Consider the following 14932-nt stretch of genomic DNA (forward strand, 5'->3'; position numbering starts at 1 on the left):
CCGTTCTCCGAGGGCGAGCGGAACGCGAACCTCGGATTGTCAGTGCCGCGTGCGAGGGTGGAGGCCACTGGGGGAAAGCACCACCGAGAAGGGGGGCCGCCCATGGGCTGGCACCAGGAGCTGCTGATCGGCTTCGACCTGGAGACGACCGGGACCGATCCGCACGAGGCGCGCATCGTCACCGGCGCGGTGATCGAGGTCAGGGCCGGTGAGCCCATGGGCCGCAAGGAGTGGCTGGCCGATCCGGGCGTGGAGATCCCGGCCGACGCGGTGGCGGTGCACGGCATCAGCAATGAGCGGGCGACGTCGGAGGGACACCCGGCCGACCGGGTGGCCGACGCGATCGCCGACGCCCTGGTGGGGTACTGGAGCGCGGGCGTCCCGGTCGTCGCGTACAACGCCGCCTTCGACCTCACCCTGCTCTCCGCCGAACTGCGCCGACACGCCCTGCCGTCCCTCTCCGACCGCCTCGGCGGCGCCCCGCCCGCCCCGGTCGTCGACCCCTACACCATCGACCGCTGGGTCGACCGCTACCGCCGCGGCAAGCGGAATCTGGAAGCGGTCTGCGCCGAGTACGGCATAGCCCTCGACGCGGCCCACACCGCCCCGGCCGACGCCCTCGCCGCGGCGCGCCTCGCTTCCGCGATAGCCGACCGCCACCCCAAGATCGCGTCCCTGAGCCCGGCCGACCTGCACGAGCGGCAGATCCAGTGGTACGCGCAGTGGGCGGTGGACTTCCAGGCGTTCCTGCGCCGCAAGGGTGAGCAGGACGCGGTGGTCGACGGCACGTGGCCCCTGCGGGAGCTGGTCGAGAGGGAGCCCGCGTAGCCGCTTCCGGTCCGGGGCGCGCCCCTCAGAACGGGTACCACCGCACTGTCTCGTCCCCGTCCCGCAGCGAGCCCACCCGCCGCCGGAACTCGGCCAGCGCCTTCGGACTGCTCGGCGCGTGCTGGGCCACCCAGGCGCAGCTGGCCGTCTCGCGGGCGCCGCGCAGCACGGCACAGCCCGCCCACTCCCGCACGTCCCACCCGTAGGTCTCGGTGAAGGAGTCGTACGCCTTGCCGGGCAGCCCGTACCGGTCCCGGGAGAGGGCCATGACCACCAGGTCGTGCTCGCGCAGATCGGCGGAGAAGGTCTCCAGGTCGACCAGGACCGGCCCGTCGGGCCCGACGTGCACATTGCGGGGCAGCGCGTCGCCATGGATCGGGCCCGGCGGCAGATGGGGCGTCAGGGCGGCCGCGGCCGCCGCGAAACCGTCCCGGCGCGCGCGGAGGTAGTCCGCGTCCTCGGGGGCGATCGCGTCGCCCGCGAGCCGCAGCCAGCGCTCCACACCGCCCAGCAGCTCGCGGGGCGGCAACGCGAAGGAGGGGGAGGGAAGTGCGTGCACCAGCCGCAGCAACTGCGCCAGATCACGCGGCTCGGCGGGCCGTACCGGATCCGGCAGCCGGTGCCACACCGTCACCGGGTGCCCGTCCACCAGTCGCGGTTGCGGCTCGGCCGCGCGTACCGCCGGCACGCCCGTCTCGGCCAGCCAGCCGGCGATGTCCAGCTCGCGCCGTGCCCGTGGCAGCAGTTCGGCGTCGCGGCCCACCTTCACCACCAGATCACCGGCGGCGAACACCGCGTTCTCGCCGAGGGAGAGGAGAGCCGCGTCCCGGGCCGGGCCCGGCAGCACTCCCGCCGCGGCCAGTACGTCCCGTGCCCGTGCCTCGTCCATCGTGCCTCCGTGCCGCGCTGTCGTCCGGTGCCGTCCGTCGACCCGGCCGCCGCCGTGCGGATGCCCTGTGCGTGCAGCTTGCGGTCGGGTCTGTGCGGCCAGTCTCGCATTCGCACAGGTCGGGCGGTGTGCGCGGTCCCTTGACGACGGGTCGGGCCTTGACGACGGGTCGGGCCTTCACGACCATGAACACGCCAACCGGAGCAGGCAAAGGGGCTGGTTCCGTGACAACAGTGGCAGATGTGCGGCGGCCCGGCGGTAATCCTGCCGCCGGGCAGGGTGCCTGGTTCCTCGTCCTGCCCGCCCTGATCCCGATCCTGGTGTTCAGCGTGGGCCCGCTGCTCTACGGCGTCCTGCTGGCCTTCACCGACGCCCAGTCGGGCCGCACCCAGGCCACCCGGTGGACCGGCGCCCTGAACTTCCAGGACCTGCTGCACGACACGCTCTTCTGGGAGTCGTTCCGGATCGGCCTGGTCTGGGCGGTCGGCGTGACGGTGCCGCAGTTCCTGCTGGCGCTCGGGCTCGCCCTGCTCCTCTCCCAGGACCTGCGGCTGCGCGGGCTGGCCCGTGCCCTCGCGATCGTGCCCTGGGCGATGCCCGAAGTCGTCGTCGGCATCATGTGGCGGCTCGTCTACAACCCGGACGCGGGCATCCTCAACGAGACCCTGCGCGATCTCGGCCTCGGCGACGGCCACGACTGGCTGAGCGGCCTCGCCACCGCCCTGCCCGCGGTGATCGTCGTCGGCGTCTGGGCCGGCCTGCCCCAGACCACGGTCGCCCTGCTCGCCGGACTGCAGAACGTCCCGCGCGAACTCCACGAGGCCGCCGCCATCGACGGCGCGGGCGCCTTGCGCCGCTTTCGCGCGGTCACCTGGCCCGCGCTCAGGCCGGTGGCGCTCGCCATCACCGCGCTCAACCTCATCTGGAACCTCAACTCCTTCGCCCTGGTCTACGTTCTCACGGGCGGCGGCCCCGGCGGCAAGACCCGGCTGCCCTCGCTCTTCGCCTACGAAGAGGCCTTCCGTTACGGCCAGTTCGGCTACGCGGCGGCCATGGGATGCGTACTCGTCGCCGTGGTCTCGGTGCTGCTCGCGGTGTTCCTGGCCGGCCGGCTGCGCGGAGGTGCGGACGCATGAGGACCCGCCGTGCGGCACGTGCCGGGCAGTACGCCGCCCTGCTCGGCTATCTGCTCTTCCTGGCCTTCCCGCTCCTGTGGCTGCTGTCCACCGCGCTGAAGTCCCCGCGCGAGCTGGGCAGTCTGCACCCGACGTGGATCCCCCGCCGTCCCACCCTCGCCAATGTCCGGCAGGCCTTCGAGGAGCAGCCGCTCGGGCATGCCGCCCTCAACTCCCTGTCGGTGGCGCTCGCGACCGCCGTCGTCGCCGTCCTGCTCGCGACGCCGATGGCGTACGCCATGGCCCGGCACCGCACCCGCCTGGCCCGGGCGGCCACGGGATGGGTGGTGGTCAGCCAGGCGTTCCCCTTCGTACTGGTGATCATTCCGCTCTTCCTGGTGCTGAAGAACCTGCGTCTCGTCGACTCCCTGGCGGGGCTGGTGCTGGTGTACGTCGTCTGGTCGCTGCCGTTCGCCCTGTGGATGCTCGTCGGTCATGTGCGCGCGGTGCCCGCCGAGTTGGAGGAGGCGGCGGCCGTCGACGGCGCCGGACGACTGCGCACCCTCGTGTCGGTGACGGTTCCGCTGCTCGCGCCGGGCATCGCGGCCACCGCGCTGTTCGCGTTCGTGACCGCGTGGAACGAGTTCTTCTTCGCGCTGGTGCTGCTCAAGAGCCCCGGGAAGCAGACCCTGCCCGTCGTCCTCACTCATTTCATCGGGGCGGAGGGCGTCGCCGACCTCGGCCCCCTGGCCGCCGCCGCGTTCCTCGCCACGCTCCCCTCGCTGGCCGTCTTCGCCCTGGTCCAGCGGCGGATCACGGCCGGTCTGCTCGCCGGGGCGGTGAAGAGCTGATGAGGACCCGCATCCCCTTGGTGCTGCTCGCCGTCCTGCTGCTCCTCACGGGCTGCTCGGCGCCGGACCGGCGCGCGGGCGGCCCGATCACCCTGCGCTTCCAGTCCCTCGCCTGGCAGCAGGAGTCCGTCGCCGCCAACAAGGCTCTGGTGAACGAGTGGAACGCGACGCATCCCGATGTCAGGGTCGAGTACGTCCAGGGCAGCTGGGACAGCGTCCACGACCAGCTGCTCACCTCCTTCGAGGGCGGCGAGGCCCCGGACGTCATCCACGACGCCTCCGACGACCTGGCCGACTTCGCCTACGGCGGCTATCTCGCCGACCTGACCGATCTCCTCCCGGCACGCCTCAAGTCCGACGTGCCACAGGCGAGTTGGGACACAGCTGCCTTCGGTCACGGCGTCTACGGCGTGCCGTTCCTCCAGGAACCCCGGGTGCTGATCGCCAACGCCTCCTGGCTGCGCGCGGCGAAGGTGCGCATCCCCACTCCCGAACACCCCTGGACGTGGCCGGAGTTCAGACAGGTGGCGAAGACGCTCAGCGGGCCCGGCCGATACGGCGTGGCCTGGCCGCTGAAGGAACCCGTCTCCGCCACGCTCAACCTCTCTCTGTCGGCGGGCGGCCGGGTCTTCCACCGGGCCGCGGACGGCAAGGTGACCGTGCGCTTCACCTCCGCCGACGCGGTCGTTCCCCGTACGGTCCACGACCAGGTCGCCGTCGACCACAGCGCCCCCGCCTCGACACTGGGCAGCGGCGGCTCGGACACCCTGCCCGGCTTCTTCGGCGGCCGGTACGCCATGGTCCCGCTGGGCTTCTCCTACCGCCAGCAGATCGCGCAGCAGGCGCCGAAGGGCTTCCGCTGGCAGGTGCTGCCCGCCCCCGCGGGCGCAGCGGGGCTCACCCAGGGCGTCAGCCCGCAGACCCTGTCCGTCTCGGCCGACTGCCCGCACAAGAAGGAAGCCGCCGCGTTCATCGACTTCCTGCTGCGGCCGAAGAACATGGTCCGGCTCGCCCTCGGCGACTGGATGCTGCCCACCGGCACCCAGGCCCTGAAGGACCCCGCCCTGCACACCGAGGAGAACGGCTGGGCGACAGGCACGGCCCTGGCGGCCCGACTGCGACCGGCACCCGCCCAGACGGTCCGCGGCTACCCCGAGTGGAAGGACAAAGTGGCCACCCCGGCCTTCCAGGAGTACTACAGCGGCGCCATCGGCCTCCCCGAGCTGCGCAGACGCCTGGAGCAGGACGGCGACCTGGTGCTGGCCCGATACCAGCGGTGAGCGGATGCCCGAGGAGCGCCGACCTGCTCACCCCGGACCCGGATCCTCTGCCGGACGGGGTCCCTCTCCCGTGGTGCCGGGTCCGCTGGCGGCGGGGCGGCACGGGGCAGGGCCCGCCGGTTCCCCGAGGGAGCCGGCGGGCCCTGCGGCGCCGGGTGGGATCAGACGGGCAGCCGCTCGCCCCGCTCGGGTGCGGGGCGCGCCACGGGCGGCTCCGGGGCCTCGTCGTGGGTGAGGTCGGGCAGCCGGTGCAGCCACTTCGGCAGGTACCAGTTGCGCTCGCCGAGCAGCGCCATCACGGCGGGCAGCAGCACCCCGCGGATGAGCGTCGCGTCGATGAGGACCGCCGCCGCCAGGCCCACGCCCATCTGCTTCATGGACTGCATCGACAGCGTGCCGAAGATCGCGAACACGGCGACCATGATCACTGCGGCGCTGGTGACGACGCCGGCCGTGGTGACCACGCCGTGCCGGATCGCCTCGGTGGTGCTGCGCCCGCGCATCCGGGCCTCGCGGATCCGGGAGACGACGAACACGTGGTAGTCCATCGACAGCCCGAACAGGATCACGAAGAGGAACAGCGGCAGCCAGGTGACGATCGCGCCGACCCCTTCCGCCCCCACCAGCGAGGCGCCCCAGCCGTGCTGGAAGACGGCGACGAGGACGCCGTACGCGGCGCCCACCGACAGCAGGTTGAGCACGATCGAGGTGAGGGCGACGGTCAGCGAGCGGAACGACAGCAGCATCAGCAGGAAGGCGAAGACGACCACGAACGCGAAGACCGGGACGACGGAGCCGAGCAGCTGGTCGTTGAAGTCGTGGTTGCCGGCCACCTGCCCGGTGATCGGCGCCTGCAGTCCGGCCACCTTGCCGAGCGTGGCGGGCCGGACGTCGTCCCGCAGCGTGTCCAGGCTCTTGACGGCCCGGTCCATGTCGGAGCCCCCGACCAGCGGCACGGAGACCAGCGCGACGTTCTGCGCGGCGTGCAGCCGGATCTCGACCGGGCCGCGCGAGGCGCCCGAGGCGATCGCCCGCGTCTTGAAGTCGGCCAGCGCCCGGCGCACTTCGGGGGCGCCGATGTCCTTGGCCTTCACGACGACCTGGGCCGGCTCGCTGCCACCGGGGAACGCGTCGTTGACGCGATCGTACGTCTGCACGATCGGCAGCGACTTGCCGAACTCCTGGTCCAGGGTGAGCTGTTGGGTCTTCATGCCGAGCGCGGGCGCCGCGACCGCCAGCAGCGCGCCGACCGCCACCACGACGGAGACCAGCGGCTTGGCCAGCACGCCGCGCAGCACGGCCGTCCAGAACCGGCTGCCCTCGTTCATGCCGTGCCTGCGGCGCCGACGGGAGAGGAACGGGATGCGCCCCTTGTCGACGCGCTCGCCGAGCAGCGACAGCAGCGCGGGCAGGACGGTGACCGATCCGACCATGGCGACCGCGACCACCATCAGCGAGGCCAGGCCCATCGCCTCGAACTCGGCGAGCCCGGTGAAGAGCATGCCCGCCATCGCCACACACACCGTGACACCGGAGACGATGATCGCCCGGCCGCTGGTGGCGGCGGCGATCCTGAGGGCGGTGCCCGCGTCCCGCCCGACCTGCCGCTCCTCGCGCTCGCGGCGCAGATAGAACAGGCAGTAGTCGACGCCGACGGCCATACCGACCAGCAGCATCACGGAGTTGGCGGTGTCGCTCATCGGCTGCAGATGGCTGACGATGCCCATCAGGCCCATCGTCGCCATGATCGCGGTGATCGCGAGCGCCACCGGCAGCAGCGCCGCCACCAGCGCCCCGAAGGCGATCAGCAGGATGCCGAGCGCCACCGGCACCGCCGAGTACTCGGCCTGCTGGAAGTCGTCCCCGAAGGCGTCCTTGTACTGCTTCTGCATGCTGGCGCCGCCGATCTCCTCGATCCGCAGGCCACCGTGCGCCTTCTGCACCCCGGCGACGGCGTTCAGCACCGGCTCGATCCGGTCGACGGCCGTGTCGGCATCACCGCGCACGTCGAACTGCACCAGCGCGCTGCGGCCGTCCCGGGAGACGGTGTGCGTGTCGTACGGCGAGGTCACGGCCGTGACCTTCCCGGTGCCTCGGACGGCCTTCACCACGTCGTCGACGGCCGAGCGGAACTCGGACCCGGTCGCCGTCACCGCGGCGTCCTTGGACTGGATCAGGACGGTCTCGCCGGCCGGCTGCTTGATCCCCGCGTCGTCGATGATCTGAGCGGCGGTGTGTGTCTCGCCCTTGAGCTGGTTGTTCTCGTCCACGTCGACCCGGCCCGCCGCCGAGCCGAGCCCCATCGCGAGCACGACGAACAGCACCCATATGCCGACGGCCGCCCAGCGGTGCCGGGCGCTCCACCCTCCGGCACGGGCGGCCAGTCCCCGCACCCGCACGTCCCTGTTTCCCATCGCGGGCTTTCCCCCTCGTGTGCGGTGACGGCCCCCTGCCGCCACATCTGCGCTTGCTCCGCTTCGACGGTATGGGCCGGATAAACACCGCTCGTCGTGCTGCCCGGTGAACTCGACGGCCCGACCGTCACCACTGGGGAGGACGGCGGCCCCTTACACCTATCCGCACGTCTCGGGGACGCGTCTCGGGGTCGTCGCACCGGGGCGCGCACCCGGACTCACCCGGAGGGACATGGCCGCAGGGACATGGGTTGTCCGTTCTGCCGTCGGCGCGGCGGTTTGTGATTACGAAAGTTTGTTGAACAAGTCACAGGTGCGTGAAGAGGTTGATCCGACGCCCGCCCATCGGCGAGAGTTTCGCGCAGTCCCGCCTCGCGCGGGCACGGCCGTCGTGCCCGCCCCCACGGGGCACGACGGCCGTTCTAGGGTGGCCGGATGACGACCTATGCGGCGCTGATGCGCGGAATCAACGTCGGCGGCGCCAAGAAGGTGCCCATGGCCGACCTCCGCACCCTGCTGACCGGCCTCGGCCACACCGGCGTACAGACGTATCTGCAGAGCGGCCAAGCCGTCTTCACCACCGGCCACGGCGACGAGGAGTCGCTGGCGGCGGAGCTGAGCCAGGCGATTCGGGAGCGGTTCGGCTTCCCGGTCGACGTACTCGTGCGCGACCACGCCTACCTCGAAGCGGTCGCCGAGGACTGCCCGTTCCCGGCCGCCGACCTGGAGCCCAAGCAGCTGCACGTCACGTACTTCTCCGCGCCCGTCACCCCGGACCGCTACGCGGGCATCGACCAGGCCGCCCTTCTCCCGGAGGAGTTCCGGCTCGGCGACCGCTGCCTCTACCTCTACGCCCCGGACGGCCTCGGCCGCTCCAAGCTCGCCGAGGTGCTGTCCCGCCGGCGCCTGACCAAGGACCTGATCGCCACGAGCCGCAACTGGAACACCGTGACCAAGCTGGTCGAACTGACGGCTACGGGAGCGTGACGGCCGCCCCCGAACCCGCGTGTGCGAGGCTCTGCTTCATGCGCTACATCATCATCGGAGCCGGAGCGGTCGGCGGGACCGTCGGCGGGCGGCTGGCCCAGGCCGGGCGCGACGTCGTCCTCGTGGCACGCGGCGGGCATCTCACGGCACTTCGCGAGCGCGGACTTCGACTGCGGGTTCCGGAAGGGGAGTTGACGTACCGACTGCCCGCCGTCGACGGGCCGGGGCCGCTCGGTGAACTGCGCGCCGAGGACGTCCTCGTGCTCGCCGTGAAGACGCAGGACACCGTGGCCGCCCTGGAGACCTGGGCCGATGCGCCCGTCGCGGGCGGCGGCACGGCCGCCGAGCGGCTGCCGCTCGTGTGCCTGCAGAACGGTGTGGAAGGCGGGCGGTTGGCGCTGCGCCGCTTCCGGCACGTCTACGGCGTCTGCGTCTGGCTGCCCTCGACCTTCGTGGAGCCCGGCGCGGTCTCCGCCGCCGGCAGTCCGCTCACCGGCATCCTGCATCTCGGCCGTGTGCCGCACGGCACCGACGACACCGCCCGGCGGATCGCCGCCGACCTGGCGGACGCCCGCTTCGAGGCCCCGGTCGTGCCCGATGTGGCCCGCTGGCAGTACGCCAAGCTGCTCGGGAACCTCGCCAACGCCCTCGAAGCGGTGAGCGGCCCCGTCGCCGGCGAGGCCGCCCAGGCGCTGTACGCGCGCGTGCGGGCCGAGGGCGAGGCGGTGCTCGACGCGGCGGGGATCGCGTACGCGAGCGCGGCGGAGCAGCGCGCGGCCCGCGGCGACAAGATCACCCTGGTGCCGCTGGACGGCGCCCCGCGCGGCGGCGGTTCCTCCTGGCAGTCCCTGGCCCGGGGCACCGGCACCATCGAGGCCGACCACCTCAACGGGGAGATCGTCCTCCTCGGACGGCTGCACGGCATACCGACCCCGCTGAACGAGCTGCTCCAGCGGCTCGCCAACCGGTTCGCGCGCGAGCGCCGGGCCGCCGGGTCGATGCCGGTCGAGGACCTGGTGCGCCTTGCGAACGAGGCGGTGGCGGCGGCCCGTTGATCCACACGCGCATTCTTGGTTGATCTTCCGGCCGAATTGGCGTTTCGTATGCGCCGGACAGGCGCGAGCCGCTCGTGCCGCGCCCGCGGGATCGGGACAGGACGTGGACGGGGGAACGGTGGACGACTGCACGGAGGACGCCGGGCGGCGGCTCGCGGCCCGGTTCGAGGCGGACCGGCCCCATCTCGCCGCCGTGGCCCATCGGTTGCTCGGCTCGGCCACGGAGGCCGACGACGCTCTGCAGGAGGCCTGGCTGCGGGCCCGCGAGGCCGACCTCGGCGAGGTGCGGAACCTGACCGGCTGGCTGACCACCGTGGTGACGCGGGTCTGCCTCAACCTGCTGCGGGCCCGCCGCAACCGGCGCGAGGAGTTCCTCGACGCCCACGACAGCGCCGCCCACGACAGCGCCCACGACAGCGACCACGGCACACTCTCGGTCGCGGCCGAGGCCGGCGACCCCGCCCGGGAGGCGCTGCTGGCCGACGAGGTCGGGGTCGCGCTGCTGGTCGTCCTCGACACCCTCGGCCCGGCCGAGCGGGTCGCCTTCGTGTTGCACGACCTGTTCGCCGTGCCCTTCGAGGAGATCGCCCCGCTGGTCGAGCGGACCCCGGCCGCCACCCGGCAGCTGGCCAGCCGGGCCCGCCGCCGCGTCCAGGGCCGGCCGCCCGTGTCCTCCGCCGACGCCGTACGCCGGCACCGGGCCGTCGAGGCGTTCCTGGCCGCCACCCGCGGCGGCGACTTCACGGCCCTGGTCGCCCTGCTCGACCCGGACGTGGTGCTGCACGCCGACGCTCGGGTCGTGCCCACGCCCGAGCCGATCACCGTGCGGGGCGCCGTGCCCGTCGCCCAGGGAGCGATGGCCGCGGTGGATCGTGCCCGCTTCACCGGACTCGCCCTGCTGGACGGCGAGTTCGGCCTGGTCATGGCGCCGTACGGGCGGCCTCGTGTGGTCCTGGCCTTCGCCTTCGGCGCGGACGGCCGGATCACCCGGATCGATGTCGTGGCGGAGCCGGAACGTCTGCGCGGGACGGAGATCGCGGTGGTGGACCCGGCGCACCCGGAAGCCGTCGGGCCGGGCGAAGTGGACCAGAGAGACGGGGGCGAAGTGGATCGGGACACTGCGCCACCGCGCGACTAGCCTCACTGTCATGACGTACCGCGAGATGGCCGCCGAACCCGCCCCGACCCGTGTCGACTTCTTCTTCGACCCGGCCTGCCCCTTCGCCTGGATCACCTCCCGCTGGCTCCTGGAGGTCGAGCGGCTGCGCCCGCTCGACCTCCGGTTCCGGGCGATGAGCCTGTACCTGCACAACGACGGCAATGAACTCCCCGACTGGTACCGGGACCTGGTGGACCGTTCGATCGGCCCGGTGCGGGTCGCCGTGGCCGCCGCCGAGCAGCACGGCGATACGGTGCTGCGTGACCTGTACACCGCCTTCGGCACCCGGATCCACGAACGCGAGATCAAGGACTTCGACCAGGTGATCGGCGAGTCGCTGACCGAACTCGGCCTGCCCGCCGAGTTGGCGGCCGCCGCCCACGACCCGTCGTACGACGACGCGGTGCGCCGCAGCCACGAGGCCGGCGTGGAGCCGGAGTCCGGCGGCTACGTGGGCACGCCGACCCTGCACGTCGACGGCACGGTGTGGTTCGGCCCCGTGCTGCGCGCCGTTCCGCGAGGCGACGAGGCCGCGGAACTGTTCGACAGCTTCCGGGTGTTGGCCCGCCACCCCGACCTCTTCGAACTCAAGCGCACCCGCACCGGTGGCCTCCGCTTCGACTGACCGTGCGTCACGTTGGCTGATAAGTGCCCCTCATGTGCCGTGCGTTCGCCGATCGTGTGACGCGCGGGCCGCGAGCGGCGCAGAACGAAGCGCCGCCGCGGTCCGACGCCACAGGGGAGCGCCGGACCCGACGGCCCCTCTACCACGCGTCCGGCCTTCGAGGCCACCGCTCACCGAACTTCGCGACAAACCCATGAGGACGTCCCTAGGGTGAAGCGCGCGGACGGCCGGAGAGGGGGCGGATGAGCGTGGCGGGGAGACCATCACGAGCGTTGCCGCGCTGGTGCGGGGCCGGGGTGTCAGGGCGACCGGGAACGGGCGCCGACCTCGTGGCCCACGCCCGGCACGCGCGCGTGGCCCTGCGCCGCCGCGCGACCCCCGAACGCCCCCTCGCCTGCCCCGAAACGGTCGTGCCGGTCGCGCACCCGGCTGCTCCCCGGAGCCCGGTCAACGGACGCCGGTCACCCGGACGGGTGGCGATTTTCGGCCCGATCGGCGGTGTCGCGCCCGGCGTCTTCGAGTCGCCCGTGCCCCCGCCGGGGCCGTCCGCCGCGGCCGCTGCGCACCGGCGCGACCGCGCCGACATCCGGCCCCGCGCCGACGAGGCCGTCCGCACCGGACCCCGCGCCCGCAGCAGCGACCGGACCGAGGCGACGCCCCGCGCCCGCGGCGGCCACGCGCGTCCCCGCCCCGGCGCGGCGGGCATCAGCACGTGCACCTGCAACATCGGTAACGTCAGCGGTACCGGCACCTTCGGTGACCGGGGCCCGACCGCCATGGGCGCAGAAGCAGGGGGTCCGGAGCCCGGGGCGCAACCGCGCCCGCGTGCGGACCGAGCCCCGGCGAGCCCGGTCGCCCGCGCCGAAGCCAACCCCCCACACCCGCAGGCTCCTTGGGTCCACGAGCGAGGACAGGACATGAGCACCTACAACTTCGGTAACACCGGCGGCCCGGCCGACTTCGGTGATTACGGCCACATCGACATGAGGAACGGCACGCCCGACCTCGAGACCCTCATGGTCCTCGCCGGTCGGCTCACCGACGCGCTGCGAGCCGAGTACCCGGGGATCGTCGGGTACGGGGAGATCATCCAGGGCGCGCTGCAGCAGTCCGCCGACGACGGCCTGCCGCCCAACCGGGGCCGGATCCGCATCGCGCTGGAGAACATCGCCATCGCGGCGGGAGCCGGGACCGGCAGCCTCAACTTCACCCGGCAACTCACCCACGCATTCGACCTGTGACCCACCGGAGCCCCGCCGCACCGGGGCTCCGCCAAGCCCTCGACCGATCGGTCGCACGCGGCTCGGGCTGACGCAGCGGTCAGGCGCCCAGTGCCGCCAGCGCCGGTCGGACCGCCGCGTCGTAGCGCTCCAGGAGCACCCGCGCCACCTCGGGCGCAGGCCCGAGCACGTCCGCCAGTACGTCCGCCTCGGCCGCGCCCCGCGCGATACGGTCCGGGAGGAAGCCGGGGGCCAGGACGTACGGCGCGACGGCGACCCGCTCGCAGCCGAGGGCGCGCAGCTCGGCCACGGCGTCCTCGGTGCGGGGCAGGGATGCGGAGGCGAACGCAGGCCGCACGGCGCACCAACCGGTGTGCCACCACTCCCGCGCGATGTCGGCGATCACTGCGATCGCCTCCGGGTCGGAGGACCCCGCCGAGGCCAGGACGACTCCGGTCGAGGACTTGTCGGCGGGCGTCAACCCCGCCTCGTACAGGCGCCGTTCCAGCGCCGACAGCAGCAGCGGGGACGGGCCGAGCACATCCGCCTGGCGGATCCGCAGCCTCGCCGGCGCCTCACGCAGCACGGTGGGGATGTCGGCCTTGGCGTGGAAGGCGCGGGTCAGCAGCAGCGGCAGCGCGACGACGTCCCGCACCCCCTCCGCCGCGAGGGACTCCAGCACCCCGTGCACGGACGGGACGTTGAAGTCCAGGAAGCCGGTCTCCACGCGCAGCCCCGGCCGCACCGACCGCACCCGCTCCACCAGGGCGTGCACGGCCCGGGCATGCCGCGGATCGTGGCTGCCGTGGGCGATGACGAGGAGGACCGGCCGGTGCATGGTTGCCTCAGCCCTTCACCAGCAGGCCGCGGCTGCGCAGCACCCACCGCTCCAGCGGGCTGAAGATCAGCAGGTCGATGGCGATGCCGACGAACAGGATGAGCAGGATGGCCTCGAACACCATCGCCATGTCGCTGGCGGTGCGGGCGTTCTCCAGCAGCTGGCCGAGACCCACACCCAGGTCGGGGAAGCTCGCGATGATCTCGGCGGCCATCAGCGAACGCCAGGAGAAGGCCCAGCCCTGCTTCAGGCCCGCCACATAGCCGGGCATCGCGGCAGGCAGGACCACGTGCCGGACACCCTTGAGGCCCGTCGCGCCGAGGGTGCGGCCCGCGCGCAGGAACAGCGGCGGCACCTGGTCCACACCCGACACCAGACCGTTGGCGATCGAGGGGACCGCGCCGAGCAGGATCACCGCGTACATCATCGAGTTGTTCAGGCCCAGCCAGATCACGGCCGGCGGCACCCACGCCACCGACGGCAGCGACTGCAGTCCGGACAGGATCGGGCCGATGGCCGCGCGCACGAACTTCACCCGGGCCACCAGCAGACCCAGCGGGGTGCCGATGAGCAGCGCGAAGAAGAAGCCCAGCAGACCGCGCGAGACGCTGGTCCAGATGTAGCCGAGCAGCTCGCCCTTCATCCAGGCGTCCTTGAACGCGCCGCCCACGGCCGCCGGCGACGGCAGCTTGCTCGGGTTGTCGACGACCGGGTACAGCAGCGACCAGACCGCGAGGACCACGGCGATCGCGACGATGGGCGGCAGGATCTTGTTGACGAACGTCTGCCGGAAGGGCGTACGGCCGACGACACCGCTCTCCAGCGCGTCCAGACCCGCCTCGACGCTCCCTGCGTCCGGAAGGACGGTCTTCGTCGTGTCAGTGCTGGCCATGACGGCGGATCTCCCCACGCAGTACTTCGGTGATCTCCAGGGACAACTCCGCCACCGGGGCGTCCTCGATGCGGCGCGGCTGCGGTATGTCGACCTGCCACTCACGGGCGATCCGCCCCGGCCGGGACGACAGCAGCACGACCCGCTGCGCGAGCCGCACCGCCTCGCGCACGTTGTGCGTGACGAACAGGACGGAGAGCCCGGTCTCCGCCCAGATGCGGGTCAGCTCGTCGTGCAGCACGTCCCGCGTGATGGCGTCCAGCGCCGCGAACGGCTCGTCCATCAGCAGCAGATTGCTCTCCTGCGCGAGCGCGCGGGCCAGCGCCACGCGCTGGCGCATCCCGCCCGACAGCTCGTGGACGCGCTTGCCGTGGGCGCCCTGCAGCCGGACCAGTTCGAGCAGCTCCTCGGCCTTGCCGCGTCGCTCGGGCTTGGGAACTCCCCGCAGTTTCAGGGCGAGTTCGATGTTCTTGCCCGCGGTCAGCCACGGGAACAGGGCGTGCTCCTGGAACATCAGGGCCGGGCGGCCCTCCGTCGTGATGGAGCCGACGGTGGGCCGGTCCAGCCCGGCCACCAGGTTCAGCAGCGTGGACTTGCCGCAGCCCGAGGCTCCCAGGAGGGTGACGAACTCGCCGGGTGCGACATCGATGCTGATGTCGTCCAGGACGAGCTGCTGCCCCCCGGGTGTCGCGAAGGACTTCGAGACATGCTCGAGGCGTGCCGCGTGGTCGACCGACTCGTCGGCCTTGGCGAGAGTCGTGGCCATGGTCGTCACCTCC

The 14932-nt window shown here is 72.7% G+C and carries 14 protein-coding genes; 9 read left to right on the top strand and 5 right to left on the bottom strand.

The window, feature by feature from the left end; all coding sequences use genetic code 11:
- Positions 1 to 102: 102 nt before the first annotated feature.
- Positions 103 to 828 (top strand): 3'-5' exonuclease, encoded by a 726-nt coding sequence (locus AQI95_RS18815; RefSeq protein ID WP_067124452.1) that lies wholly within the window; start codon positions 103 to 105, stop codon positions 826 to 828.
- 25 nt (positions 829 to 853) lie between these two features.
- On the opposite strand, the gene AQI95_RS18820 is transcribed toward AQI95_RS18815, so the two are convergent.
- On the bottom strand, positions 854 to 1717 hold the full coding sequence (locus tag AQI95_RS18820; RefSeq protein ID WP_067124454.1) for a phosphotransferase enzyme family protein: 864 nt from the start codon (positions 1715 to 1717) through the stop codon (positions 854 to 856).
- 224 nt (positions 1718 to 1941) lie between these two features.
- On the opposite strand from AQI95_RS18820, the gene AQI95_RS18825 reads away from it, so the two are divergent.
- The 3 genes from AQI95_RS18825 to AQI95_RS18835 are packed head-to-tail and all read left to right on the top strand — an operon-like array spanning position 1942 to position 4963.
- On the top strand, positions 1942 to 2853 hold the full coding sequence (locus AQI95_RS18825; protein ID WP_107121685.1) for a carbohydrate ABC transporter permease: 912 nt from the start codon (positions 1942 to 1944) through the stop codon (positions 2851 to 2853).
- Complete coding sequence (locus AQI95_RS18830) at positions 2850 to 3683, top strand: carbohydrate ABC transporter permease (protein ID WP_067124456.1); 834 nt, start codon at positions 2850 to 2852, stop codon at positions 3681 to 3683. The genes AQI95_RS18825 and AQI95_RS18830 overlap by 4 nt, the downstream gene beginning before the upstream one ends.
- Positions 3683 to 4963, top strand: coding sequence for an ABC transporter substrate-binding protein (locus AQI95_RS18835; protein WP_067124458.1), 1281 nt, complete (start codon positions 3683 to 3685; stop codon positions 4961 to 4963). The genes AQI95_RS18830 and AQI95_RS18835 overlap by 1 nt, the downstream gene beginning before the upstream one ends.
- Before the next feature lie 161 nt (positions 4964 to 5124).
- Here AQI95_RS18835 and AQI95_RS18840 read toward each other — a convergent pair whose 3' ends face one another.
- Positions 5125 to 7377 (bottom strand): MMPL family transporter, encoded by a 2253-nt coding sequence (locus tag AQI95_RS18840; RefSeq protein WP_107121686.1) that lies wholly within the window; start codon positions 7375 to 7377, stop codon positions 5125 to 5127.
- 435 nt (positions 7378 to 7812) lie between these two features.
- Here AQI95_RS18840 and AQI95_RS18845 point away from each other — a divergent pair, with 435 nt between their 5' ends.
- The 5 genes from AQI95_RS18845 (at position 7813) to AQI95_RS18865 (ending at position 12444) form a co-directional block, all read left to right on the top strand.
- Complete coding sequence (locus AQI95_RS18845) at positions 7813 to 8364, top strand: DUF1697 domain-containing protein (RefSeq protein ID WP_067124460.1); 552 nt, start codon at positions 7813 to 7815, stop codon at positions 8362 to 8364.
- A gap of 38 nt (positions 8365 to 8402) precedes the next feature.
- Positions 8403 to 9419 carry a ketopantoate reductase family protein gene (locus tag AQI95_RS18850; RefSeq protein WP_067125031.1) on the top strand — a complete coding sequence of 339 codons (1017 nt, stop codon included), beginning with the start codon at positions 8403 to 8405 and terminating at the stop codon, positions 9417 to 9419.
- A 103-nt stretch (positions 9420 to 9522) separates the two neighbouring features.
- On the top strand, positions 9523 to 10557 hold the full coding sequence (locus AQI95_RS18855) for a sigma-70 family RNA polymerase sigma factor (RefSeq protein ID WP_244188782.1): 1035 nt from the start codon (positions 9523 to 9525) through the stop codon (positions 10555 to 10557).
- A 10-nt stretch (positions 10558 to 10567) separates the two neighbouring features.
- Positions 10568 to 11203 (top strand): mycothiol-dependent nitroreductase Rv2466c family protein, encoded by a 636-nt coding sequence (locus AQI95_RS18860; RefSeq protein ID WP_067124464.1) that lies wholly within the window; start codon positions 10568 to 10570, stop codon positions 11201 to 11203.
- 917 nt (positions 11204 to 12120) lie between these two features.
- Positions 12121 to 12444, top strand: a complete 324-nt coding sequence (locus tag AQI95_RS18865; RefSeq protein WP_067125034.1) for a hypothetical protein — start codon at positions 12121 to 12123, stop codon at positions 12442 to 12444.
- Positions 12445 to 12523: 79 nt separating this feature from the next.
- Here AQI95_RS18865 and AQI95_RS18870 read toward each other — a convergent pair whose 3' ends face one another.
- The 3 genes from AQI95_RS18870 to AQI95_RS18880 are packed head-to-tail and all read right to left on the bottom strand — an operon-like array spanning position 12524 to position 14919.
- Entirely contained in the window at positions 12524 to 13261 is a 738-nt protein-coding gene (locus tag AQI95_RS18870; RefSeq protein ID WP_067124466.1) for a sirohydrochlorin chelatase, read from the bottom strand.
- Between the two features lie 7 nt (positions 13262 to 13268).
- Complete coding sequence (locus tag AQI95_RS18875; RefSeq protein ID WP_067124468.1) at positions 13269 to 14153, bottom strand: ABC transporter permease; 885 nt, start codon at positions 14151 to 14153, stop codon at positions 13269 to 13271.
- Positions 14140 to 14919, bottom strand: a complete 780-nt coding sequence (locus tag AQI95_RS18880) for an ABC transporter ATP-binding protein (protein ID WP_067124470.1) — start codon at positions 14917 to 14919, stop codon at positions 14140 to 14142. Before AQI95_RS18880 ends, AQI95_RS18875 begins: the two co-directional genes overlap by 14 nt.
- Positions 14920 to 14932 lie beyond the last annotated feature (13 nt).

This window comes from Streptomyces yokosukanensis (genome assembly GCF_001514035.1).
In the GTDB taxonomy this organism is placed as follows: Bacteria; Actinomycetota; Actinomycetes; order Streptomycetales; family Streptomycetaceae; genus Streptomyces; species Streptomyces yokosukanensis.